This window comes from Arthrobacter ruber (assembly GCF_002954225.1).
GTDB classification, from domain to species: domain Bacteria; phylum Actinomycetota; class Actinomycetes; order Actinomycetales; family Micrococcaceae; genus Arthrobacter_D; species Arthrobacter_D ruber.
In genome coordinates, this window is sequence record NZ_PPTH01000018.1 from 471,991 (window position 1) to 494,492 (window position 22,502).

The 22,502-nt window shown below is 70.0% G+C and carries 24 protein-coding genes; 9 read left to right on the plus strand and 15 right to left on the minus strand.

Features of this window, described 5'->3' with window-relative positions; genetic code table 11:
• Positions 1–84 precede the first annotated feature (84 nt).
• Genes CI785_RS16095 through CI785_RS16105 form a run of 3 tightly spaced genes read left to right on the plus strand, consistent with a single transcriptional unit; the run spans position 85 to position 1,688 of the window.
• Positions 85–678, plus strand: coding sequence for a sulfite oxidase-like oxidoreductase (locus tag CI785_RS16095; RefSeq protein WP_105033074.1), 594 nt, complete (start codon positions 85–87; stop codon positions 676–678).
• Complete coding sequence (locus tag CI785_RS16100; protein WP_205753653.1) at positions 675–1,391, plus strand: FAD-binding oxidoreductase; 717 nt, start codon at positions 675–677, stop codon at positions 1,389–1,391. The genes CI785_RS16095 and CI785_RS16100 overlap by 4 nt, the downstream gene beginning before the upstream one ends.
• Before the next feature lie 12 nt (positions 1,392–1,403).
• A complete protein-coding gene (locus CI785_RS16105; protein ID WP_105033076.1) occupies positions 1,404–1,688 on the plus strand; it encodes a DUF6510 family protein in 285 nt (94 codons plus the stop codon).
• Positions 1,689–1,692: 4 nt separating this feature from the next.
• Here the strand turns inward: CI785_RS16105 and CI785_RS16110 are convergent, their stop codons facing one another.
• The 5 genes from CI785_RS16110 to CI785_RS16130 all read right to left on the minus strand — a co-directional run bounded on the left by CI785_RS16110 (position 1,693) and on the right by CI785_RS16130 (position 3,606).
• Positions 1,693–1,986, minus strand: coding sequence for a hypothetical protein (locus CI785_RS16110; RefSeq protein WP_105033077.1), 294 nt, complete (start codon positions 1,984–1,986; stop codon positions 1,693–1,695).
• 124 nt (positions 1,987–2,110) lie between these two features.
• Positions 2,111–2,491, minus strand: a complete 381-nt coding sequence (gene crcB / locus CI785_RS16115) for a fluoride efflux transporter CrcB (protein ID WP_105033078.1) — start codon at positions 2,489–2,491, stop codon at positions 2,111–2,113.
• On the minus strand, positions 2,488–2,976 hold the full coding sequence (locus tag CI785_RS16120; RefSeq protein WP_105033079.1) for a fluoride efflux transporter FluC: 489 nt from the start codon (positions 2,974–2,976) through the stop codon (positions 2,488–2,490). The genes crcB and CI785_RS16120 overlap by 4 nt, the downstream gene beginning before the upstream one ends.
• Complete coding sequence (locus CI785_RS16125; RefSeq protein ID WP_105033080.1) at positions 2,966–3,202, minus strand: dienelactone hydrolase family protein; 237 nt, start codon at positions 3,200–3,202, stop codon at positions 2,966–2,968. Before CI785_RS16125 ends, CI785_RS16120 begins: the two co-directional genes overlap by 11 nt.
• The gene (locus CI785_RS16130; protein WP_105033081.1) at positions 3,199–3,606 is read right to left on the minus strand and encodes a DUF1801 domain-containing protein; all 408 of its coding nucleotides are present in this window, start codon (positions 3,604–3,606) and stop codon (positions 3,199–3,201) included. Before CI785_RS16130 ends, CI785_RS16125 begins: the two co-directional genes overlap by 4 nt.
• Before the next feature lie 67 nt (positions 3,607–3,673).
• On the opposite strand from CI785_RS16130, the gene CI785_RS16135 reads away from it, so the two are divergent.
• From CI785_RS16135 to CI785_RS16145, 3 genes are all read left to right on the plus strand, one after another.
• Positions 3,674–4,228, plus strand: a complete 555-nt coding sequence (locus CI785_RS16135; RefSeq protein ID WP_240615247.1) for a GNAT family N-acetyltransferase — start codon at positions 3,674–3,676, stop codon at positions 4,226–4,228.
• A gap of 123 nt (positions 4,229–4,351) precedes the next feature.
• On the plus strand, positions 4,352–4,660 hold the full coding sequence (locus CI785_RS16140) for a hypothetical protein (RefSeq protein WP_105033083.1): 309 nt from the start codon (positions 4,352–4,354) through the stop codon (positions 4,658–4,660).
• A gap of 214 nt (positions 4,661–4,874) precedes the next feature.
• Positions 4,875–5,522 carry an AAA family ATPase gene (locus tag CI785_RS16145; RefSeq protein WP_240615248.1) on the plus strand — a complete coding sequence of 216 codons (648 nt, stop codon included), beginning with the start codon at positions 4,875–4,877 and terminating at the stop codon, positions 5,520–5,522.
• On the opposite strand, the gene CI785_RS16150 is transcribed toward CI785_RS16145, so the two are convergent.
• The 6 genes from CI785_RS16150 to CI785_RS16175 form a co-directional block, all read right to left on the minus strand.
• Positions 5,509–6,417 (minus strand): aldose 1-epimerase family protein, encoded by a 909-nt coding sequence (locus tag CI785_RS16150; RefSeq protein WP_105033084.1) that lies wholly within the window; start codon positions 6,415–6,417, stop codon positions 5,509–5,511. The genes CI785_RS16145 and CI785_RS16150 overlap by 14 nt on opposite strands.
• Positions 6,414–7,925, minus strand: a complete 1,512-nt coding sequence (gene arfA, locus CI785_RS16155; RefSeq protein ID WP_105033085.1) for an arabinosylfuranosidase ArfA — start codon at positions 7,923–7,925, stop codon at positions 6,414–6,416. The genes CI785_RS16150 and arfA overlap by 4 nt, the downstream gene beginning before the upstream one ends.
• A gap of 48 nt (positions 7,926–7,973) precedes the next feature.
• Entirely contained in the window at positions 7,974–8,903 is a 930-nt protein-coding gene (locus CI785_RS16160; protein ID WP_105033086.1) for a carbohydrate ABC transporter permease, read from the minus strand.
• A 3-nt stretch (positions 8,904–8,906) separates the two neighbouring features.
• The gene (locus CI785_RS16165; protein ID WP_105033087.1) at positions 8,907–9,857 is read right to left on the minus strand and encodes a carbohydrate ABC transporter permease; all 951 of its coding nucleotides are present in this window, start codon (positions 9,855–9,857) and stop codon (positions 8,907–8,909) included.
• Between the two features lie 102 nt (positions 9,858–9,959).
• Positions 9,960–11,312 carry an ABC transporter substrate-binding protein gene (locus CI785_RS16170; protein WP_105033088.1) on the minus strand — a complete coding sequence of 451 codons (1,353 nt, stop codon included), beginning with the start codon at positions 11,310–11,312 and terminating at the stop codon, positions 9,960–9,962.
• Positions 11,313–11,599: 287 nt separating this feature from the next.
• Complete coding sequence (locus CI785_RS16175; protein WP_105033089.1) at positions 11,600–12,616, minus strand: LacI family DNA-binding transcriptional regulator; 1,017 nt, start codon at positions 12,614–12,616, stop codon at positions 11,600–11,602.
• A gap of 143 nt (positions 12,617–12,759) precedes the next feature.
• On the opposite strand from CI785_RS16175, the gene CI785_RS16180 reads away from it, so the two are divergent.
• Positions 12,760–14,034: an FAD-binding protein gene (locus CI785_RS16180; RefSeq protein ID WP_105033090.1), complete on the plus strand. Its 1,275-nt coding sequence runs from the start codon at positions 12,760–12,762 to the stop codon at positions 14,032–14,034.
• A gap of 76 nt (positions 14,035–14,110) precedes the next feature.
• Here the strand turns inward: CI785_RS16180 and CI785_RS16185 are convergent, their stop codons facing one another.
• A complete protein-coding gene (locus CI785_RS16185; RefSeq protein WP_105033091.1) occupies positions 14,111–14,974 on the minus strand; it encodes an MBL fold metallo-hydrolase in 864 nt (287 codons plus the stop codon).
• A gap of 147 nt (positions 14,975–15,121) precedes the next feature.
• Positions 15,122–15,706, minus strand: a complete 585-nt coding sequence (yczE, locus tag CI785_RS16190; protein ID WP_105033092.1) for a membrane protein YczE — start codon at positions 15,704–15,706, stop codon at positions 15,122–15,124.
• Positions 15,707–15,767: 61 nt separating this feature from the next.
• Here yczE and yczR point away from each other — a divergent pair, with 61 nt between their 5' ends.
• Positions 15,768–17,180 (plus strand): MocR-like transcription factor YczR, encoded by a 1,413-nt coding sequence (yczR, locus tag CI785_RS16195; RefSeq protein WP_105033093.1) that lies wholly within the window; start codon positions 15,768–15,770, stop codon positions 17,178–17,180.
• Between the two features lie 99 nt (positions 17,181–17,279).
• On the opposite strand, the gene CI785_RS16200 is transcribed toward yczR, so the two are convergent.
• A complete protein-coding gene (locus tag CI785_RS16200; protein WP_105033245.1) occupies positions 17,280–19,802 on the minus strand; it encodes an excinuclease ABC subunit UvrA in 2,523 nt (840 codons plus the stop codon).
• A gap of 259 nt (positions 19,803–20,061) precedes the next feature.
• On the opposite strand from CI785_RS16200, the gene CI785_RS16205 reads away from it, so the two are divergent.
• On the plus strand, positions 20,062–20,886 hold the full coding sequence (locus CI785_RS16205; RefSeq protein WP_105033246.1) for a polysaccharide deacetylase family protein: 825 nt from the start codon (positions 20,062–20,064) through the stop codon (positions 20,884–20,886).
• 128 nt (positions 20,887–21,014) lie between these two features.
• Here CI785_RS16205 and CI785_RS16210 read toward each other — a convergent pair whose 3' ends face one another.
• Positions 21,015–21,788, minus strand: coding sequence for a CHRD domain-containing protein (locus CI785_RS16210; protein ID WP_105033094.1), 774 nt, complete (start codon positions 21,786–21,788; stop codon positions 21,015–21,017).
• Positions 21,789–22,502 lie beyond the last annotated feature (714 nt).

Here is a 22,502-nt window from a genome sequence, read left to right on the forward strand (position 1 = left end):
CTCTCCTCGGGCCTCCTCGTACCTCCCCCGTACGAACCTTCCTTCCCGCCGATCCGGCGCGCGACACCTACGCGGGAGTACCGCATGGCTACACCCACCTCAGGCTTCACCGGCAGGCGGCAGAACCGGGACACGGACCTCCCGCCGGGCCAGTACCTCACCGGCAGCTTCCCCGTGATGTCCGCGGGCCCCACGCCCCGGGTCTCCCTCGCGGACTGGACCTTCCGGATCGCCGCGGGCCCCGGCCGGACCCACCTGTGGAACTGGCCGCAGTTGCAGGCCCTGCCGCAGGAGGACATCACCACGGACATCCACTGCGTGACGCACTGGTCGAAGGTCGGTACCACCTGGCGCGGCGTTTCCCTCGACACCCTGTTCGAGGACGTCGGGTCCGACGCCGAGTACTCCATGGTGCACTCCTACGGCGGCTACACCACCAACGTCCCGCTCGCCGATCTCCTCGACGGCAGGGCCTGGATCGTCCACGAGTTCGACGGCGAGGCCCTCCCTCCCGCGCACGGCGGCCCGGCCCGGCTGCTGGTGCCTCACCTGTACTTCTGGAAGAGCGCGAAGTGGGTCAGCGGGATCCACCTCATGGACCAGGACTCGCCGGGCTTCTGGGAGACCAACGGATACAACATGTACGGTGACCCCTGGCGTGAGGAACGCTACTGGTGAGGCGCTCATGGCAGACCGCCGAGGTCAGTTCCACGCGCCCCGAGACCGCCCGTGCACGGACGCTGAGACTGCGTCTCCCCGACGTCGTCACCGGTGTCCCCGGTCAGCACGTGGACCTGCGGCTCACGGCCGAGGACGGCTACCAGGCCGTGCGCTCGTACTCCGTGGCGGCGTGGGTGCCGCCGCGCGAGCTGGAACTCACGGTCGAGGAGCTCGACGACGGCGAGGTGTCGCCCTTCCTGGTCGGCGTCCTGTCCGTGGGCGATCAGCTGGAGGTCCGCGGTCCGGTGGGCGGGTGGTTCACCTGGACTCCGGACCGGGCGGGTCCGCTGCAGCTGATCGCCGGAGGCTCGGGGGTGGTTCCCCTGATGGCGATGCTCCGGTCCCATTCCGAGGCACGTTCGGCGGTGCCGGTCCGCCTGCTGTATTCGGTGCGCAGTCCCGATGCCGTGTTCTACCGGGGCGAGCTCGCCGTGATCGGCCAGGAGAACACCCAGGTCATGATCGACATCGCGTACTCCCGTGAGGCGCCCGACGGCCGGCCGGCCGGTCGGCTCACGCACGAGGCCGTGACGGCGTCCTGCTTCCCGCCCTCCGACGCGCCGTCGGTCTACATCTGCGGCTCGACGGGCTTCGTCGAGACCGTCGCTGCGTGGCTCGTGGAGGACGGGCACGACGCCGGGCGGATCCGCACCGAACGCTACGGAGGATAGGAAGGGACAGCCATGGACGACACCCGGCACCACCCCCTCGACCAGGAACACCTCGACGGCAACGCCCTCGCCGGGGCCCTCGAGCAGTTCGTCTCCGATCTCACCAGTGCGGAGTGCACGTGCGCGGGATGCGGCTCCTCGGCTCCCCTGGCCGCGGCCCTGCTCTACGCGAAGGCACCGGGAATGGTCCTGCGCTGTCCCACCTGCACCGGGGTGCTCCTCTGCCTCACCGACCAGGGCGGGCGGCAGGTCCTCACCGTCGACGGCGTCCGCCATCTCGTCATCGGCAAGCCCTGACGGTCTACTCCCCGCCGCCGTCCCCCGCGCCGTCGAAGCCGGACAGGTCCGTTTGCGGCCCACCGGCGGCCACGCAGGTGTTGGTCTGGCCCGAGTCCCCGGCCCGCAGGATGGCGGGGTCCTCGTAGCCGGGCAGGGCGTCGTCGGGTCGGCTCCACGCCACCGCCTCGCCCGGGTCCGGTGCGCGTCCGTCGTCGACGGGCGGCACACGGACGGCGGTATCCGCGCCGGGCGGCTCGTCCGCGACCACGGACACCTGCAGGGGCACGGCCGCCCCGACGCCGTCGCTCATCGCCATGGGATCCTCCTCACCGGGGACACCCGTGTGTCCCGTGTTCCGATCGTCCCTGCTCCGACGTTCCTGTCAAGAGGGGTGCGGACCGCTGCATGGAGAAGGCCCGTTCCGCCGGGGCCGGTCGGGTCTAGCCGGCGAGGAGTCCGATCGCGAGGCCGAGTCCGGCCGCCACCGTGGCCGCCACCGCGGTCCCCGCACCCGCAAGGAGCGCCGCCCCGGGGTGACCGGTGCGGAGCAGGCGTACCGTCTCGCTGCTCGCCGTGCTGAACGTGGTGTAGCCGCCCAGGAAGCCCGTCCCGCCGATCAGCGTCCATGCGGGCGGAAGGGCCGTGGCCAGGACGAGCCCCGTCAGCAGCCCGAGCAGCAGCGACCCGCTGATGTTCACCGTCATGGTGCCGATCGGGACCACGCCGCGCAGCGACGAGCGCAGGACGCCGTCGAGCACGAAGCGCGCCACCGCCCCGAGCCCGCCGGCGATACCGATCATCAGCACGACACCGACGCTCACGATTGTGCTCCCGACGGCGTGCCCCGCCCGCTCCGCGGCCGACGGCGGAGGCGGGTCGCGAGGGCGACGCCCGCCGCCGTCGCCACGAGCCCGATCAGCACGGACACGGCGAGGTAGGCCACGCCCTCGGCCGCACGGCCGGAGCCGGCCAGGAGCGCGGAGTCGACGGCGAGCGCGCTATAGGTGGTGAATCCGCCGAGGAAGCCCGTGCCGAGCAGCAGGCGCAGCGCACGACGGCGCCCCGCATCGGGACCGCCGAGCGCGAGTGCCTCGAGCAGGAAGCCCAGGGCGAGGGCACCGGCGATGTTGATGAGGAGGATCCCGAGGGGAAGTCCCGCCGGTGCCGGAAGGGCCTCGGCGAGGCCGAAGCGGGCGAGCGTCCCGGCCATGCCGCCGCAGAACACGAGCAGGAGGTAGGCGGGCCGGAGATGCGGCGGCGTGCTGTCGGGTGACGGACGCGGCCGTTCCCCCGGCTCAGGCGACATGCTGCGCGAGGAGGTCCAGGGTGCCGTTCCGCGCGTCCTCTGCCGCGGCGGGCGGGTATGCGACGCGGTCGGTGTCGTCGAAGAAGGCACGCCCGGCACCGCGGTACTTCTCGGCTGTGACGTCGACGCCCGCCGCCGGCACTACCGTCATGAGCGCTTCGTCGTCCTTCCCGTAAAAGGTGAGGACGGGCGCCTCGATGCGGCCGAGGTCGACGGAGGGGCTCATCCGCCTAGGCTGGCACGCTTCCTGATGCTGCGCCAACCACCGGCACGATTGGTGGCGATGATCGACCGGAGGATCTCCCGCAGTGCGGCTTCGTCGAGCGGGCCGTTCTCGTACAGTGCGACCGTCCGGCCCGTCGTGTTGGTATGTCCACCGGTGATGATGCCCCGGGGGTCCGGCGCCAGCCCGCCGTCGTACAGGAACACGTTGACGTGGTCCTTCGCGGCGAGCAGCGCGCAGACGTTGCCCTCGAGGACGAAGTAGGGCTGGCGGGTGCGCTTGATCGTCTCCTCGACCCCCGGGTCCGCCTCGTGCACGAGGCGTCGGACGGTGCGGCAGATCTCCTGCTGCCACGGGGGCAGGGCTGCGATGTAGTCGTCGATCCGGGGGTCGGGCGCCGCTGGCATGCAGACAGTGTGCCAGCGGCGGGTGCTGGTCGGAAGGGGGCACCTGCACCTGGGCTACTGTGTGCGGGTGCACCTACCCACGCCGCCCAGCCTGCCCGCCCTGCCCGGCGGTGTCGGTATGCGCCTGCTCGAGGCCGCGGATCCCCCCGCCCTCGCCCGCGCGTACCGGGACGACCGCGAGCAGTCGGCGCCCTGGGAACCGGCCCGCGACGACGCGTTCTTCACGCCCGAGGGCCAGGCTGCAGTGGTCGCACGGCGGCTCGAGGCACGGGCCGCGGGTACCGACGTCCCGTGGGTCATCGTCGTGGAGGACCGCATCATCGGCACCATCACCCTGAACGGTATCGTCAGGGGTCCCCTCCTCAGCGGCCATGTCGGTTACTGGGTGGACTCCCGGTTCCAGGGCCGAGGCATCTGTTCGGCGGCGCTCGCGTCGGTGCTGCAGCATGCCCGGGAAGAGCTCGGGCTGCACCGCGTCCAGGCCTCGGTGATGCCCCGGAACGCGCCCTCGCAGGCGGTCCTGCATCGCGCCGGCTTCACGCTGATCGGTCTGGCGCCGTCGTACCTGCGCATCGCCGGCGCCTGGGAGGACCACCTGCTGTACCAGCGCATCCTGCACTGACCGCCCCGGGTGCACCGACCGCGTGCGCCGGGAACCGACACGGCCACGGCCGGAGGGAGGCGCACCGCGCCTCGGGGAGTACTATCGGTGCCACCACCATCAGTCAACGACGACGGACGTGTGATGACCCGGTTCCTTGTCCCACTCGGCATGCTCAGCATCTCCCTCGGCCTCCTGGCCCTGTTCGCCGGCGCCCGCGGCTACCCGCTGCTCCTGATCGCCGCCGGCGGTATCGTCCTCGGGGTGTCGTGCTTCCACCGCGGAGGAGGATCCGCAGCCCTCCGGCCCTCGGAGGATCCCGCGACGGTCGAGTTCTCGATGCCTCCCGTCGGCTCCTGCCCGCCCGAGCGGCTGCGCGACGCCCGCGAACTCGCCGCGCGCGTGGTCGAGTCCTCGGCGACCACCGGAGCGCACGGGCGGCAGCGACGGTGACGGGGCCCGCCTCCGTCCGGAGAGCCCGGTGAGGTGCGTCCTCGTTCTCGGTGCCACGGGCTGACGCGGCAGGACGAGCCCGACCTGCTCGCGATGCCGTAGGGATGACGTCCCGCGGCCCGTCGGGCTGCGGCCGCACCAACCACCCGTCCATCCACCCGTCCCTCCGCCCGTGCTGCCGCACGGGCGTGGAACAGGAGCCGGTCCCCTCCCGTTGAACCGTGTATCCCCTTCTGGAAGGCCTACCCTGCGCATCGTCCTCACCGGCATCGACGGCTCCGGCAAGAGCACGGCAGCCCGTGATCTCACGCGTACCATCGAGGCCCGGGGCGGCTCCGCGATCCTGCTGAGGAATCCTGCCGGTCGCCGGACGATGGCTGCCTGGTGGGCGGCACTGGGCCGGACGCCCGGACCTCGCGTGCAGGACGCCCTGGAGACCGTGACGCGCGTGGTCAATGTGCTCGTGAACGAGGTGCGGCTCCGCGACTTCGATGGCGTCGTCGTCCTCGATCGCGGGCTCGAGTGCCAGCTCGCGCTGCGGGAGGCGCGCGGCCTTCCGCGCGGCGTCATCGTGCCCTGGCTGCAGCGCGTACTGCCCGCTGCCGACGTCGTCGCGCACTTCGAACTCCCGGTCGACGTCGCGCTGGAACGGATCCGCCGGCGCGCCACGGACGACGAGAGCCCTGCCGGACTCGCGTCCCTGGCCGCAGGCTACCGGCGCCTGCCCGCATACGGGTCCTTCACCCTGGTCGATGCCTCGGCGGACCGCGAATCGGTCATGCGCTTCCTGCTGGGCCTGGTCCCGGACGGCGCCGCGGGAGATGCTCCACCAGGAAGGGCCCCGGCGGCTACAGCGCGGTGATGGTCCAGCCGGTCCGGTGCGTCCCGCCCGGTTCGAGGACCACGAGGTCCTCACCCGTGGTGAAGGCTCCGGGCGGGCAGGTCATGGGTTCGACGGCGAGGCCCAGGCGCGTGCTCTCGGGCTTCAGCGGGAGGTCGGCGGTGTGGATCTGCACCCACGGGCAGCTCTCGTCCCACACCACGGCGCTCCCGGTCCCGTGTGCGGGATCGGTGACCCGGACGGTGGTCCGGCCGGAGTCGTCCCGCGTGAGGTCGGTGAAGGCGTGGTCGATCTGGACGTCGGCGAGCGGATGCGCCGTGCGGAAGTCGAAGGGCGTCCCGGCCACGGGCTCCTTCGCCACGGGCAGCAGGCGGTCGGGCGTGACGGTCAGGACCGTGGCGGCGGGGAGTTCGAGCACCCATTCGTCCAGCGGCGACGGCCCTGCGACGAGGTACGGGTGGGGGCAGACACCGTAGGGGGCCCGCCGGTCGCCGGTGTTGACCGCCGTGACGTCCGTGCGGAAGCCCTCGGCGCCGACGCTGAACCGCGCCTCGAGGGAGACCTCGAAGGGATAGGCGTCCGTCGGCGCGATGACGCACGTGAGCGTCACCGCGGAGGCGGTGTGGTCCACGAGGGTCCAGGGGACGTCGAACACGAGCCCGTGGAGCGCCGTCGCGCGTTCGGGTTCATTGATCGGCAGTTCGTAGGAGGAGCCGTCGAACGAGTAGCGGCCGTCGGCGATGCGGTTGGGCCATGGGGCCACGAAGGCGCCCCGGAAGTTGGGCATCTCCTCGTCGGCTCCGAAGCCGACGACCAGGGGCCGGCCCTCGTAGGTGAGTTCCCGGACGGCGGCACCGAGACCGAGGACGACGGCCGTGTAGCCGCCGCCCTCGATCCTGTAGTCGGGAGAGGTCATACGAGGCTCAGGGCCGTCCATGACACAGGGGGCAGCGTGACGGTGACGGCGCCGCCGTCGAGCGTCGCCGAGGTGTTGGGCTTCATGGTCACGCGCTCCGGCTCCTCGAGGGTGTTCTTCGCATACACGTCCGTATCGTACAGGGACTGTGCATCCACCGAACTGAAACCGCTGAGCGCCTCGATGTCGATGGTCACGGTGATCTCCTCGGTCTGCGAGCGGTTGACGAGGAACACGGCTGCGGCGCCGGTGGCGTCGTCGTGCGTGGCCACGGCATCGACGAGCGACACCTCGCCGTACTCGCCGGTCTCGTAGGTGCCGGCGTCGAGCTTGAGTTCGAGCACCGAACCCTGCGCCAGCTCGGAGGTGATGGCGAAGGGGAAGAACGTGGTCTGGCGCCATGCCGGTCCGCCCGGCTCCGTCATGATGGGGGCGATCACGTTGACGAGCTGCGCGAGCGACGCCGAGGTGACACGGTCGGCGTGCTTGAGCAGCGAGATCATGAGGTTGCCGAACACGACGGCGTCCGCCACGGAGTAGCAGTCCTCGAGCAGGCGCGGTGCCACGGGCCAGTTGTCGAGCCCCTGGATCTTGTCGACGTTCTCGAAGCGGCTGATGTACCAGACGTTCCATTCGTCGAAGGAGATGTTGATGGTCTTCGAGCTGCCACGGACGGCCTTCACGTGGTCGGCGGTGGCGACCACGGACTCGATGAAGTGGTCCATGTCGACGGCGGACGCGAGGAACGAGCCGAGGTCGCCGTTCTTCTCCTCGTAGTAGGCGTGGCAGGAGATGTAGTCGACGTCGTCGTAGGTGTGTGAGAGGACCACGCGCTCCCACTCCCCGAAGGTCGGCATGTGGGCGCTGGAGGAACCGCAGGCCACGAGCTCGATCGACGGGTCCAGCTGGCGCATGGCCTTCGCCGTGCGGGACGCGATCTTGCCGTAGTCGTCCGCGGAGCGGTGCCCGAGCTGCCAGGGTCCGTCCATCTCGTTGCCGAGGCACCAGATCTTCACGGCGAACGGATCGGGCCGCCCGTTGGCCATGCGCTGCTCCGACAGCGCCGTGCCCTTGGGCAGGTTCGAGTACTCCAGGAGCTCGAGTGCCTCGGAGGTGCCGCGGGTGCCGAGGTTCACGGCGAGCATGAGCTCGCTGTCCACCTTCTGCAGCCAGGAGGCGAACTCGTGCAGGCCCACCTGGTTGGTCTCCGTGGAGTGCCAGGCGAGGTCCAGCCGTGTGGGGCGCTCCTCGCGCGGGCCCACGCTGTCCTCCCAGCGGAAGCCCGAGACGAAGTTGCCGCCGGGGTAGCGGATGGTGGAGACGCCCATCTCCTTCACGAGCTCGATGACGTCCTGGCGGAAGCCCTCGTCGTCGGCGGTCGCGTGGCCGGGCTCGTAGATGCCGTCGTACACGTGGCGGCCGAGGTGCTCGACGAAGCCGCCGAAGACGTTGCGGTTGATCGGGCCTACGGTGAAGGAGGGGTCGAGGGTGAGGCGTGCGTTCTGCATCAAACTACTTTCTCTGCGTGGTGACATGGCTCGGGGACGGAGTGTGCGCTATTTGAGCGAGCCCAGCGACAGACCGCCCTGCCAGTACTTCTGGAGGGAGAGGAACGCGATGATCAGCGGGATGATCGAGATGAAGGCTCCCGTGGTGATGAGGTTCCACAGGGCCTCGCCACCGCTGCCGGCGTTCGAGAGTGCCTGCCAGCCGTTGAGGCCCACGGTGACCGGGAGCAGCAGCGGATCGCTGAGGACCGCCAGCGGCAGGAAGAAGTTGTTCCAGGTCCCGACGACGGAGAGGAGCAGCACCGTGACGATGGCCGGGCGCAGCAGCGGCAGGGCGATCTGGAAGAAGGTGCGGATCTCGCCCGCGCCGTCGATCCGGGCGGCATCGAGCAGCTCGTCCGGCACCGCCTCCTGGGCGAACACCCTCATGAGGTACACGCCGAAGGGGCTGAGGAGCGAGGGCAGGATGACGGCCCAGATGGTGTTGACCAGGCCCACCGAGCTGAGCAGGACGAAGGTGGGGATGACCAGGGCCGTCAGCGGGACCATGACCGCGCCGAGCAGGATGCCGAAGAAGGCGGTCCGGCCGCGGAAGTTGTACTTCGCGAAGCCGTACCCGGCGAGGACGGCGAGGATGGTCGCACCCACTCCGCCCGAAATCGCGTACAGGAACGAGTTCCCGAGCCAGCGCCAGTAGATCCCGTCCTGGCGTTCGAACAGTCCCTGCACGTTGCTGAAGAAGTGGAACTCGTTGTCGAACCAGAGCGGTCCGCCGGAGCCACCGAAGAGACCGGCGGTATCCTTCGTGCTCGCGACGGTCAGCCACCAGATGGGGGTGACGAAGTAGATGACGAGGATGAGCAGGAAGATGTGGGACCCGATGCGCGGGCCTCCGTTGCGGGCGCGGTTGCGTGCGCCGGAACCGCGGACCTTCCGGCCACTGTCGCGCTGCTTCGGGGTGTCTGTGACGAGTGCCATGGCTTATTTCAGTCCGCTCTGCTTGCGGGTCAGGAAGAGGAAGAAGAACGAGAACACGAAGACCACGATGCCGAGCGCGAAGGAGATCGCTGAGGCGTAGTTGAACTGGCTGTAGGAGAACGCCAGGGAGAAGGCGTACATGTTGGGCGTGTACGACGTCGGTATGGCGCCCTGGGCGACGGCCCTCAGCACCTGTGGTTCTGTGAAGAACTGCAGTGTCCCGATCAGGGCGAAGATCACCACCATGACGAGCGAGGACGAGATCATGGGGATCTTGATGCGCGTCGCGATCTGCCGGTCGGAAGCGCCGTCGAGGACGGCCGCCTCGTAGATGCCCGGGTCGATGCCCCTGAGCGCTGCGTAGATGATGATCATGTAGTAGCCGGCCCACTGCCAGGTCACGATGTTCACGAGGCTGCCGAAGATGTTGCTCTGCGCCAGGAACTCTGGCGCCGCCAGGCCGAAGATCGCGAAGATGTCACTCGCCGGGCCGAAGCGGGGACTGTAGAGGAACCCCCACATGAGCGCTCCGATGACCACCGGTACGGCGTACGGGATGAAGATCATCAGGCGCGAGAACTTGGAAGCCCAGGTGGCGAGGTTGTCGAGGACCAGGGCCGCGACCAGAGCCACGATCATCTGCGCCGGGATCATGATGAGTGCGAACTTCGCGACGGTCCCGAGCCCCTGGAGGAAGATCGGGTCCGTGAACGCCTTGACGTAGTTGTCGGCACCCACGAACTTGTTCCCGGTGGCCAGCGTGCTCGTGAAGAGGCTCATCCTGAAGGCGTAGACCAGGGGCAGGATGAGGAAGGTCAGGAAGATGAGGGCGAAGGGCGCCACGAACAGCCAGCCCCAACGCTGCCTGCGCCGGTAGCTTCTGTCCGGTCGGTGCTTGACCTGCTGGGATGCCTCGGCGCTGTGTGACGACGTCGGCGCGGTGGTCGTGGCCATGGTGTCTTTCCTCGAGCTGTGGGACGGATGTGCGGTGGACGGGGTCCACGGGACCGGTCCGGGTGGGCGCCCGCGCTGTGGCGGACGCCCTACCCCGGACGGCTACTTGATGGTGAAGCCCTGCTCGGTCGCGTACTGCTCGAGCGATGCCTGGAGGTCGTCGAGCGCCTGGCTCGCGTCCTTCTCACCCTGGACCATCGCGTAGATCTGGACGGTCAGCTGGTCGTAGGCGTAGTTCTGGAAGGGGCTGAAAGTAGCGCCCTCGTAGCCGGCGGCCGCCTCGAGGAACACGTCCTTGTTGATCTGCTGTCCGCCGAAGAACTCGTACTCCTTGTCGGCGAACTCGGGCGAGTCCAGAACCGGCGCATAGGACGGGAAGAGTGCTCCCTTGTCGACGCCGAGGTTCATGCCTTCCTCGTTACCGAAGATGCCCATCGCGACCTTCGCGGCGAGTTCCTTGTCCTTCGCCTGTTCCGTCACGGCGAACGTGGAACCGCCCCAGTTCACCTGGACCGGGTTGGCGGCGTCCCACTGCGGGAGCGGAGCCGCACGCCAGACGGCATCCGGATCGGCGTCGGACAGACCCTGCAGGTAACCGGGGCCCCAGGCGGCGGCGAGGTAGACCGCATAGGAGCCGTCGACGAGCTTGGTGTTGTAGTCCGCGGTGAAGGCGTCATCCGTCGCGACGAGTCCGTCCTTCACGAGGCCGTCCCAGTACTCCAGGACCTTCTTGGCGCCCTCGTCGTTGACCTTGATGCCGATCTCCTGCGGGTTCGCGGAGTCGTATTCGAAGGGAACGGAGCCTGCCTGCGCGAACAGGGCCTGATTGAAGGCGCGTCCGTTGGTCGGGAAGTCGGCGATCACCGCGCCGTTGCCCGATGCCTTCAGCTTCTCGGCTGCGGCCTGGAACTCCTCCCACGTGGTGGGTACGGCGATACCCGCGGCGTCGAAGATGTCCTGGCGGTAGAGCATGCCCATGGGTCCGCCGTCGACGGGGATCGCGTACACGGCGTCGCCGCTGGAGGCGTCCTCCCATGCACCCTCGGCGTAGTCGGCCTTGACGTCGTTCGCGCCGAACTCCGTCAGGTCCACGAGCGCGTCACGGATCGTGAAGCTGGAGAGCACCTCGGACTCGAGCTGGATGACGTCGGGAGCGCCCGAACCGGACTCGATGGACGTCGAGAACTTGGTGTACTCGTCATTGCCCTGGCCGGCGTTCGTCCAGCAGATCTGGACGTCGTCGTTGGCATTGTTGAACTGGTCGACGACCTCGTTGAATGCGGGGTACCAGGCCCACACGGTCACCTGGGGTGCCTCGGCGTTGACGATGGTGTTGGTGCAGGAGGCGGCCTCCGAGCCGCTTCCCCCGCCACTTCCGTTTCCTCCGGAGCAGCCGGTCAGTGCTACGGCAGTGGCGGCGACGATGCCTGCCGATGCCAGGAACTTGGCTTTCATATCTCTTGCTTCCTCTCGCGGTGATCTTCCACCGTGGTCCGCCCCGAGGGCGGCCGGTCCGGGTGCTGCAGGGAGGAGGATCACCGGGGCGCAACGTCGTGCGCCCGCTCGAATCTTCCTTGATCCGGGCCCGTCCTCCTGCAGGGCCGTCTCGCCGGGCGAGAGGTTCCGCAAGTGCCGGTTCCGTCATTTACATCGTTGTAGGTAAACGTTGTAGAAGAAGCATGCCGAGTGACCCATGACACTGTCAAGCGGTCGTGGCGAAAATTGCGCCGCCGATGGGAACGTCACCCGGGCAGGGCCGAGGACTCACGCTCGATGACCTCGAAGCGGGCCTCGAGTTCGCGCGGCGGGAGGTCCGCGTCGCGTCCGGAGATCCGCTCCTGCAGCACCCGGACGGCGGTATCGGCGATCTCGTCGCGGCCCGGATCGATGGTGGAGAGCGTGGGCAGGGAGTACCTGCCCTCGTCGAGGTCGTCGAAGCCGATGACGGCGACGTCGTCGGGGATACGCCGTCCGGCCTCCTGCAGCACGCGCATGGCGCCGAGCGCCAGGGTGTCGTTCATGCCGAACATGGCGTCGAACTCCACGCCCGTCTCGAGCAGCTCCCGCATGGAGGTGGCACCGTTGGAGCGGTGCCAGAACGTCGTGTAGGCCACGAGGTCGGGGTCGAACGGGATGTTCGCCTCCTCGAGCGCCTGCTGATAGCCGCGGAGCCGGAGCCCGGCCGAGCCGATGACCTCCCCGCGGTGTCCGCCGACGACGGCGATGCGGCGCCGGCCCTTCGACAGCAGGTGGGCGGTGGCGGCACGTGCGGACTCCACATTGCTCATCGTCACGTGGTCCGTGGGCCCGCCGAAGATGCGTTCGCCGAGCAGCACGAGCGGGAAGTTCACCCTGAGGTGGTGTGCGTCCTCGTTGGACATGCCGAGCGGACTGAACAGCAGGCCGTCCGTCATCTGGAGCCGGGGGCTCGAGAGGATCTCGAGCTCGTGGTCGCGATCCCCCCCTGTCTGCTCGATCAGGACCTTGAGCCCCCGCCGCTCCGCGGCCTTGATGATCGAGTCTGCCAGTTCCGCGAAGTAGCTCAGCGAGAGCTCGGGGACGGCGAGGCCGATCACGCCGGTGCGGCCCGAGCGCAGGCTGCGCGCGGAGAGGTTGGGGCTGTAGCCGAGTTCGGAGATGGCGTCCATGACGCGCTGCTTCGTCTCCGCGCGGATGTGCTCGTAGTCGTTGATGACGTTCGAGACGGTCTTGATGGAGACGCCGGCCACCAGTGCGACGTCCTTCAGTGTGGCCGCCATGCCGCTCCCTCGGGTCCTGCCGTGCTGTCCTGCACCTCACGGGTGAGGTGAGTCTACAACGTTGTAGGATGGGCGGGCATCTGCCGGCAGTGTTGCCGCAGCCTCCGATTCCGCCATCCGGCACCGGCCAGACAGGGACCACCATGATCGAGGAACAGGTAAGGGACACGCTCAACTGGGCGGGTAACTACGAGTACCGAGCCAGCGCGATCGAGCACCCCACCTCGCTCGCCGACCTCCAGCGGGCGGTGTCAGGATCCACGCGCGTTCGCGCGCTCGGCTCGCGCCACTCCTTCAACGATATCGCCGACACCCCCGGGACGCTCGTGTCACTCGACGTCCTCGATCCCGCGGTCGGGATCGACGAGGCGGCGCTCACCGTCACGGTCGGTGCGGGCGTCCGGTACGGCGTCCTGGCAGGGCACCTGCAGCGCCGTGGATTCGCGCTGCACAACCTGGCGTCGCTCCCCCACATCTCGATCGGCGGAGCCGTCGCGACCGCCACCCACGGCTCGGGGAACGCGAACGGCAATCTCGCCACCGCCGTCGTCGGGCTGGAGATCGTCACCGCCTCCGGCGACGTCCTGGCCGTGGCCGAGGGCGACGACGGCTTCGACGGCATGGTGGTGGGTCTCGGCGCGCTGGGGGTCGTCCACCGCGTGACGCTGCGCATCGAACCGACCTTCGAGGTACGCCAGGACGTCTTCCTGGACGTCCCGTGGGACGCGGTGCTGGCGGACTACGACGCCGCGACCTCCTCCGCCTACAGCGTCAGCCTGTTCACCGACTGGTCCGGCGACACCATCGGCCAGGCCTGGCTGAAGAGCCGTGTCGACAGCGACTCACCCGCTCCGTCCTCGTTCTACGGCGGGAAGGCGGCGGACCGTGCGTACCACCCGGTACCCGGCGTGGCGGCCGACCACTGCACGCAGCAGCTCGGCGTGCCCGGACCGTGGTCGGACCGGCTCGCACACTTCAGGCTCGCTTTCACTCCCAGCAACGGCGAGGAGCTGCAGAGCGAGTACCTCGTGGGCCGGGAGCACGCCGTCGCCGCGATCCAGGCCATGCGGTCCCTCGCGCCGCGGATCTCCCCCCTGCTGCAGGTGTCCGAGGTGCGCTCCATGGCGGCCGACGGGCTGTGGCTCAGCAACAACTACGGCCGGGACGGGATCGGGCTCCACTTCACGTGGAAGCCGCTGCAGCCGGAGGTCGAAGCACTCCTGCCCGAGCTCGAGGCCGCCCTCGCGCCGTTCGCCGCCCGGCCGCACTGGGGCAAGCTGTTCGCGGCGGACGCCGCGCAGCTGGCACCGCTGTACCCGCGGTTCGAGGACTTCCGAACCCTCGCCCGCCGCCTAGACCCCGAGGGGAAGTTCCGCAACGACTTCCTCGACCGCACGGTGTTCGGGACGACCGCCTGAGGACGACCGCCTGACCGGCGCCGCCACGACCGGCTCCGCAGGGTGCCGTGGCACACCGCGCCTCCAGCGGCGCGTGCTAGTGCTTGCGCTTCAGCCAGCTCCAGTGCGCGAGGGTGCGCAGGCGGGTGAGCAGTACCCGCGACTGCTCGGGGCCGTACGGCAGGAGCGGGATGGCCTTTGTCATGTCCACCGACGCCTCGTCCATCGCGAGCCTCGTCACCCGGATGGCGCTGCGCATCTTGTTCATCTGCGTGACCACCTCCTCGACGGTCATGGGCTCGCCGTGACCGGGCACGAAGACGTCATAGAGGTCCTCCAGGGCCGCCATCTTGCCGAGGGTACGCACCCAGTCCGTGGGGAACGAGTCCTCGAAGGCCGGATCGGCGCCCTCCTCCACGAGGTCCCCGGCGAACAGGACGCTGCCCGCTCCGACCAGGAGGTCGTGGTCGGTGTGGCCGCGCCCGAGGTGGAACAGCGTGACGGACAGGACACCGAGGTCGAGGTCCACGGGTTTGCCCTCCACCAGCCGGTTGGCGGGGAGGATCGCGGCGTGCGCGCCGTCGCCGGCGCCCATGGCGGGTTCGACGGCGGTGACCAGTGCCCGCTGCTCCTCGCCGTTCTCGGCCTGCACCTCGCTGCACCGCGACGTCGCCCAGAACTCCTCGACACCCTGGGCGGCGAAGTAGCTGTTGCCGAAGAAGTGGTCGGCATGGGCATGCGTGGTGACGACGATGAGCGGAAGCCCGGTCACGTCCCGCACATGGGAGTAGATCTCGGCTGCACTCACGGGCCCGGCTCCGGTGTCCACGACGAGGGCCCGCTCCGTACCGACCACCAGACCGACGTTCAGCCGGAACCCGGCGGTGGGCAGCATATGGATGCCCGGCGCGAGTTCACGCCAGGGGCTGCGGGTCTCGGCACGGGGGACGTCGGTGGTCATGGATTCCTCTCGCGGACTGCAGGGGTTCCAGTCTAGGTCGGCACGGAGGGGGCCGGGTGGGACGCGGCATGCGCCCGCGAGCCGGGAGGCGCAGGCGTGTATCGGAGCGGGTCAGGCGACGACGGCGTCCGGCCGGCGCCCCGGGCGCTAGGGCACGCGGAACAGCGGCAATGCGATGTTGACCAGCGGTCCGATGAGGAGCGCGAACGCCACGGTGCCGAGGCCCACGGACCCGCCCAGCAGCCAGCCGAGCAGCAGCACGGTTCCCTCGATGGCCGTGCGGACGAGCCAGACCGGCAGGCCGAACCGCGCGTGGACGCCGGTCATGAGACCGTCGCGCGGACCCGGGCCGAGGCGGGCCCCGATGTAGAGGCCGCTCGCAACGGCCAGCAGCACGAGCCCGCCCGTGAACAGCAGGATCCGCGCCCACAGCTGCGTGGGCTCGCTCAGGAGCGTGAGCCCCACCTCGGCGCTCGGACCCACGAGCAGGACGTTGAGGACGGTCCCGATCCCCGGCCGCTGCCGCAGCGGGATCCACAGGAGCAGCACGATCACCCCGATGATGTTGGTCATGAACCCGAACGGGATACCGGTCTGCAGCGATCCGCCCTGGGCGAGGACGTCCCACGGGGACACCCCGAGGGTGGCGCGGATCATCATCGCGAGCGAGAAGCCGTAGAGGAACAGGCCGAGGAGGAGCTGCAGGCCGCGCCGGGCACCGAGGAACGTCATTCCTCCAGTAGAGCCGTGGATTGGCCTTACTTCAAGGTGCCAATTGTGGCATCGTGGCCTCATGCTGGTCCTTCCCGCCCGTCGTCTCGCCGTCGAACTGGGTACCTGGCGCACCGCGGGGCCCGCCTATGCCGCCCTCGCCGACCGCATCCGGCTCCTCACCCTCGACGGCCGCGTCCCCCTGGGCACCCGCCTCCCGGCCGAGCGGGAACTCGCGACGCAGCTCGCCGTCAGCAGGACCACCGTGGCCGCGGCCTACGCCCGCCTGAGGGCTGCCGGCTACCTCGAGAGCACGCGTGGCTCCGGCAGCGTGATCGCCATGCCGGGACGGGGCGCGCCGGAGCACGACGACGGCGGCGCCGGCGTCGTGCTCGACTTCAGCAAGGCGGCCCTCCCGGCCGCTCCGCAGGTCGGAGAGGCGGCTGCGAGGGCGGCCGCCGAACTGCCCGCGTACCTCAACGGCAACGGCTACGACCCCCTCGGGCTCCCCCGGCTGCGCCAGGCCCTCGCGGACCGGTACGCGGGACGCGGGGTCCCGACGTCGCCGGACCAGGTCATGGTGACCCTCGGAGCGCAGCACGCCATCTCGCTCGTGGCGCGCATGGTCCTGCCCCGCACCGGCACCGCGCTGGTCGAGGCACCGAGCTACCCGCACGCGTACGAGGCCCTCCGCTCGGCCGGGCGCCGCCTGGTCCCCGTGTCCGTCGACGCCGCGCAGGGCTGGGACGACGACGGCCTCGAGCAGGCGTTCCGGCGCGGACACCCGGCGCTGGCCTACCTGATGCCCGACTTCCACAACCCCACCGGTGCCGTCATGCCCGTGCAGCAGCGCGAGCGCCTGATGGCGGCTGCGGGCCGTGAGGGCACGGTGGTCGTCGCCGACGAGACGATGGCCGAACTGAGGATCGACGGTGACGCCGATCTCCCGTTGGCTGCCTTCGGGCCCGCCGTACTGATCGGGTCCATGGGCAAGACCGTGTGGGGCGGACTGCGCATCGGCTGGATCCGGGCGGACGAGGACATGATCCGCCGGCTCGTGCAGTCCAGGTACGCGCACGACCTCGGGACGCCCATCCTCGAGCAGCTCATCGCGCTCGAGATGCTGGGGACCTACGACGAGCTGCTGCGGTTCCGCGCCAGGCAGCTCGCCGAGGGCCGCAGGGACCTCGCCGCACTGCTCCGGGAGGCCCTGCCGGGCTGGGAGGTGCCACACGTCCGGGGCGGGCTCTGCACGTGGGTCGACCTCGGTGCGCCGGTCAGCTCGCAGCTGGCCCTGGCCGCCCGCGACCGCGGCCTGCTGCTGGGCGCAGGGCCCCGCTTCGGCCCGGGCGGGGTCTTCGAGCGGTTCCTGCGGGTGCCGTTCAGCTACCCGTTGGAGGACACGCGGCGGGCCGTGGGCATCCTCGCCTCCGCGTGGCTGTCCCTCGAGGGGATGGCGCCTGTGCGCGACGACTTCGCGCCGGCACTCGTGTGACCGGGCCGTGGACAACCTCGCCTCCGCGTGGCTGTCCCTCGGGGGGACGGCGCCTGTGCGCGACGGCCTCGCGCGTGCACCCGTGTGGCCGGACCGGCATCAGGCCGCCGGGCGCCCGCCGTCGAGGTGTGCCGCCAGGTAGCGGGCCGTGACGCTGGTACCCGCTCCGAGAGCGGCGACCTCGCGCGGGGTGCCGGTCGCGACGATCAGCCCGCCCGCCGACCCGCCGCCGGGGCCGAGGTCGATCACCCAGTCCGCGGCCGCCACGACCGCCATCGTGTGCTCCACCACGACCACCGTGTTGCCGGCCTCCACCAGCTTCCGCAGCTGTGCGAGGAGCAGGACGACGTCCGCGGGATGCAGGCCCGTGGTCGGCTCGTCCAGCAGGTACAGGGCGTGCCCGCGCCGAGCACGCTGCAGCTCGGTGGCGAGCTTGATGCGCTGCGCCTCTCCCCCGGACAGTTCGGTGGCCGGCTGGCCCAGCCGCAGGTACCCGAGCCCCACCTCCTGCAGCGTGGCGAGAGAACGCGCCGCGGCCGGGAGGTCCGTGAGGAACAGGGCGGCGTCGTCGACCGTCATCCCGAGGACGTCCGCTACGGTGCGCCCCCGGAGCAGGACCGTCAGCGTCTCCTCGTTGTAGCGGGCACCGTGGCAGGCCGGGCAGGGCCCGTAGCTCCCGGGGAGGAACAGGAGCTCGACCGCCACGAAGCCCTCACCCTGGCAGGTCTCGCACCGGCCGCCCTGCACGTTGAAGGAGAAGCGGCCGGCGCCGAACCCCTTCGACCTCGCCTCGGGTGTGGCTGCGAAGGCCTTCCGCACCGCGTCGAAGAGCCCGGTGTAGGTCGCGAGGTTGGAGCGCGGTGTCCGACCGATCGGTTTCTGGTCCACACTGACCAGCCGGTCGATGCTCTCCAGTCCGCGGACGCGCCCGACGACGGTGGGCGGGGCATCGCCGTCGTCGGGCGTCCCGTCCGTGGGTGTCTCGTCGCGCACGCGGGCTCCCACCGCCTCGGCGAGGACCCTGCCCACCAGCGTGGACTTGCCCGAGCCGGAGACGCCGGTCACCGCTGTCAGGACTCCCACCGGGATGTCGGCGTCGAGCCCCCGGAGGTTGTGGCGGTGGATGCCTTCGAGCCGCAGCCAGCCCGCCGGTTCCCGCGGCTCATCCTGTCCAGTACCGGCCGGGGCGGTCCGGGCCAGGAAGGGTGCCGTCACGGATGCGGGCACATCGGCGAGCCCGTCGGCCGGACCGCTGTAGACGATCCTGCCACCGCCCTCCCCTGCCGCCGGCCCGACATCGACGATCCAGTCCGAGCGCCGGACGACGTCCATGTTGTGCTCGACCACGAAGACGGTGTTGCCCGCGTCCTTCAGGGCCTCGAGGACGGCGAGGAGCGGCTCGACATCGGCCGGGTGCAGGCCTGCCGACGGTTCGTCGAGCACGTAGACCACGCCGAACAGGCCGGAACGGAGCTGTGTCGCGATGCGCAGGCGCTGCATCTCACCGGGTGAGAGCGTCGGCGTCGAACGGTTCAGGCTGAGGTACCCCAGCCCGAGGTCCACCAGGACGCCGAGCCGCTGGACGAGGTCCCTCGTGATGGTCACGGACACCTCGGTACCCTCGCCCGAGGTGGACGACCGGTGTGCCGCCGTCGGCCGCTCGATGCTCGCCGCAGGTCGGAGATGGGCGGCCAGGTCCTCCAGTGGCAGGGCATTCGTCTCGGCGATCGAGAGCCCGGCGAACGTCACGGCGAGCGCTTCCGGGCGCAGTCCGCTGCCGCCGCACAGTCCGCAGGGACCGGACTCCATGAACGGCAGCACACGGTCGCGCATCTGCTGGCTCTTGGAGTCATGGAGGGTGTGCATCACATAGCTCTTGGCGCTCCAGAATCGCCCCTTGTAGGGCTTGGCCACGCGGTCGCGCTGCGGCGTGACTTGGACGACGGGCTGCTCCTCGGTGAACAGGAGCCAGGTGCGAGCCTCCTGGGGGAGATCCCGCCACGGGACGTCGATGTCGTGGCCGAGTTCGCTGACGACGTCGCGGAGGTTCTTGCCCTGCCAGGCACCGGGCCAGGCGGCGATGGCACCCTCCCGGATGGTCAGCGACGGGTCCGGGACGAGGGTCTGCTCGGTGACGTCGCGTGCCACACCGAGCCCGTGGCAGCGGGGACACGCACCGGCGGCCGTATTGGGCGAGAAGGCGTCGGACTCCAGCCTGTCGGCGGCGTCGGCCGGATACGTCCCGGCACGTGAGTACAGCATCCGCAGCGAGTTCGAGAGCGTCGTGAGCGTGCCGACGGTGGAACGCACGCTCGGGGTACCGCGGCGCTGCTGCAGGGCGACGGCGGGAGGGAGTCCGGTGATCGATCCGACGTGGGGTGTGTGGCCCTGCTGGATGAGCCGGCGGGCGTAGGGAGCCACCGATTCCAGGTAGCGGCGCTGGGCCTCCGCATAGATCGTCCCGAAGGCCAGCGAGGACTTCCCTGACCCGGACACACCGGTGAAGGCCACCACGGCGTCACGCGGGCAGTCCACGTCGACTCCGCGCAGATTGTTCTCGCTGGCACCACGTACCTGGACGAACCCGTCGCGGATACCGGTCTCGCCGAGGGCGTCGTTCATCGTTTCGGTCACCGTCCCCACCCTACGGTCCGGCGGCCCGGGGAAGGGCGCAGGTTCCGGACCGGCCCGACGACGCCCGGGTGCGCGGACCCGCAACCGGGACGGATACGCGTCGAGGGTGCACGGACGGTCCGGCCCTGTAGGCTCCGAATGCCGAACCGCTCGTCCTTCACGGCGGGCACTCGGCTCTGCGTCGCTCCCTCCGACCGGAAGGAGCGATGTGTCATGTGTGGCCGTCACCTCGGGGGAAGGGACCTTCATGGAGCGCCGAACGTTCGTCGCAGCGATCGTCGCGGGCGGTATGAGCATCGGGCTGGCCGGCTGCACGCCACCCTCGCGCATCCTCACCGAAGCTCCGCGGGCGGCAGGACCGACGGGCCCTCCGCATCCGGCGCCCACTCCCTCTCCAGCGGCACCGGCACCCGTACCACCGCCCGTTCCGCCGTCGCCCGCCGTGACGAAGGTGCCGCTGCCCGCAGGCGTGATCACGGGCCTGCCCACCTCCGAGCCGGTCCTCGCGTGGACGGTCGACGACGGGTCCGACGCCGAGGTGGTCCGGCTCTACATCGAGTTCGCCCGGACGAGCGGAACGCGCCTGACCTTCTTCCTCAACGGGTCCTACCCCGGGTGGACCGAGCACGCCGAGCTGCTCAAACCGCTGGTGGCCTCCGGTCAGGTGCAACTGGGCAACCACACCTGGTCCCATGCCGCCCTCACCCACCTCGATGACGCGGGCATCGTCGCCGAACTCCAGCGGAACCATGACTTCATCGTCTCGACCTACGGCGTCGATCCGCGCCCCTACTACCGGCCCCCCTTCGGATACCGCGACCGGCGGACCGACGCAGCGGCAGCCTCGATCGGCTACACCTGTCCCGCCATGTGGTACGGATCCCTGGCCGATTCGGACCTCCGCTCCGAGCAGGAGATCCTCGGCCTCGCCGACCGGTGGTTCCTGCCCGCCCACATCGTGATCGGGCACCTGAACTTCCTCCCGGTCACGAGGGTCTTCCCGCAGCTTCAGCAGCTCATCGCCGATCGCGGACTGATCCCGGTGACCCTCGACGACGTCTTCGAGCACTGAACGGCCGTCGCAGGCACTGGAGGTACCCACGACGGCCGCTCAGCGCCGCATCGCTCACGCTCGGCATCGCGGCGGGTGGGACCTACGCCCTACAGCGACATCCGCTACACCCTGGCGTGGCGGCGCCGCTACACCTTCGCGTGGTGACGCCGGACCGCGTAGGTCCCGCCCGCTGCGGCCGCGAGCACCAGACCTCCACCGAGGGCGATCATGCCCACCGACGTCGAGGACGTCTCGACGACGGCACCGGTGTTCGCCCCACCGGAGGGCAGCGCGCCCACCTGGGTCTTCAGGAGCGTGCCACACAGTGCGGGCGCGGTGGCCCCGGCTGGTAGTGCCGGGTCCAGGTCGCTGGGCGCATTGAAGGCTTCCGCCGTCGACGGGGTGGTGGCGGGATCCAGACCGTGGACGTTGAAGACCGCCCGGCCGGCCTCGAGTTCCGCCAGCGTCGTGGCATCGACGGTGAAGGTGCGCTGGATGACGTAGGACCCGCCCTGCCCGGCGAGCTGGAGGTTCAGGGCCTCCGCAGGAGTCGTCGGCCCGGAGGTTGTCACCGTCGCCAGGATCCCACCGTAGCCGGGGGCACTCTCGGTGACGCTGATGATCCCGTCGGCGTTCGTATCAGCAGCGGGGGTCGGGCAGACCCCGGCCGCGCCACCGTGGATGTGCTGCACGTGGGGGTACGGGGCACCCTGGAACGTCTCGGCCAGACCGGACACCTGCAGGTTGACCGTGGCCTGGTCACCCACGACGTCCACGGTGACGGTGCCCGTGCCCGTTGTCCCGTTGAGCTGACCGAGGGTCGAGGAGTAGCTGCCATCGGCGGCCATGGCCGGAGCCCCTGCCAGTGCGACGGCGCTGATGGCGAGGGCGGGTGCTGCTAGGAGGCGCATCTTGTTCATGGGATTCGTATCCTTCACTGTGCGGTGAGGGCGGATCCGTCGTCGGATCCACCGTGGTGCTACTCGAGCGCTTCGTCGCGAACTTGCACTGTCCATCCAGCAGATACTGATTCTGATGTCGCCGCGGCGCAGCTTCCTCGTGTTCCATCCTCCCCCCAGGAGTGTCCACCGGGACAGAGGTTGCCGCTCAAGCGCCCGCACTCTACAATCCTTGCGCGCTCGCTCCTTCCCACTCCCGTGCCTTCCACCCCTTGCTCATCGACCGGTCTCGAGCAATGCGACAGTGGGTGAAGAGTGCCGCCGCTCCGGCCGTCGCTCGAGGCGAAGGCGCCTGCTCCCCACGACGTCCCAGCACCGCCGACGGCAGTACGCCCGCAGTGCGCGCAGGCGGACCGTCGTCGCCGACCCATGCCGGATCCCTGGTTCAGACGGCCCGGTGACAATGGGCTGCACGGGGCCATCTACGCGAGTATCGGACCGATCTCGGATCAATGCCCGTCGAATCGTATGCATCGCCCGAGCTATCGGGCACAGCAACGTGGTACACCTACGCTCGACATGACTCCAGGTGGTCATCACCCATGCCCGTTGCGTAGCCGCGGACCGGCAGGATGATCACGGAGGGCGCGCGCCACACCTTGCGAAACCTCATGACGGGCCTTTGTCAGCAACCGCCGCGGGCCTGCAGGACGCATTCCATGCCGACACGGTCCG

Coding starts and splice junctions, on each gene's coding strand:
- yczR (WP_105033093.1), top strand. CDS start 15,768: ATGCTGGTCCTTCCCGCCCGTCGTCTCGCCGTCGAACTGGGTACCTGG.
- CI785_RS16130 (WP_105033081.1), bottom strand. CDS start 3,606: ATGCCAGCGGCGCCCGACCCCCGGATCGACGACTACATCGCAGCCCTG.
- yczE (WP_105033092.1), bottom strand. CDS start 15,706: ATGACGTTCCTCGGTGCCCGGCGCGGCCTGCAGCTCCTCCTCGGCCTG.
- CI785_RS16210 (WP_105033094.1), bottom strand. CDS start 21,788: ATGAACAAGATGCGCCTCCTAGCAGCACCCGCCCTCGCCATCAGCGCC.
- CI785_RS16165 (WP_105033087.1), bottom strand. CDS start 9,857: ATGGCCACGACCACCGCGCCGACGTCGTCACACAGCGCCGAGGCATCC.
- CI785_RS16205 (WP_105033246.1), top strand. CDS start 20,062: ATGGAGCGCCGAACGTTCGTCGCAGCGATCGTCGCGGGCGGTATGAGC.
- CI785_RS16170 (WP_105033088.1), bottom strand. CDS start 11,312: ATGAAAGCCAAGTTCCTGGCATCGGCAGGCATCGTCGCCGCCACTGCC.
- CI785_RS16185 (WP_105033091.1), bottom strand. CDS start 14,974: ATGACCACCGACGTCCCCCGTGCCGAGACCCGCAGCCCCTGGCGTGAA.
- CI785_RS16200 (WP_105033245.1), bottom strand. CDS start 19,802: ATGAACGACGCCCTCGGCGAGACCGGTATCCGCGACGGGTTCGTCCAG.
- CI785_RS16125 (WP_105033080.1), bottom strand. CDS start 3,202: ATGAGCCCCTCCGTCGACCTCGGCCGCATCGAGGCGCCCGTCCTCACC.
- arfA (WP_105033085.1), bottom strand. CDS start 7,925: ATGCAGAACGCACGCCTCACCCTCGACCCCTCCTTCACCGTAGGCCCG.
- CI785_RS16140 (WP_105033083.1), top strand. CDS start 4,352: ATGACCCGGTTCCTTGTCCCACTCGGCATGCTCAGCATCTCCCTCGGC.
- CI785_RS16180 (WP_105033090.1), top strand. CDS start 12,760: ATGATCGAGGAACAGGTAAGGGACACGCTCAACTGGGCGGGTAACTAC.
- CI785_RS16110 (WP_105033077.1), bottom strand. CDS start 1,986: ATGGCGATGAGCGACGGCGTCGGGGCGGCCGTGCCCCTGCAGGTGTCC.
- CI785_RS16150 (WP_105033084.1), bottom strand. CDS start 6,417: ATGACCTCTCCCGACTACAGGATCGAGGGCGGCGGCTACACGGCCGTC.
- CI785_RS16120 (WP_105033079.1), bottom strand. CDS start 2,976: ATGTCGCCTGAGCCGGGGGAACGGCCGCGTCCGTCACCCGACAGCACG.
- CI785_RS16175 (WP_105033089.1), bottom strand. CDS start 12,616: ATGGCGGCCACACTGAAGGACGTCGCACTGGTGGCCGGCGTCTCCATC.
- CI785_RS16105 (WP_105033076.1), top strand. CDS start 1,404: ATGGACGACACCCGGCACCACCCCCTCGACCAGGAACACCTCGACGGC.
- CI785_RS16095 (WP_105033074.1), top strand. CDS start 85: ATGGCTACACCCACCTCAGGCTTCACCGGCAGGCGGCAGAACCGGGAC.
- CI785_RS16160 (WP_105033086.1), bottom strand. CDS start 8,903: ATGGCACTCGTCACAGACACCCCGAAGCAGCGCGACAGTGGCCGGAAG.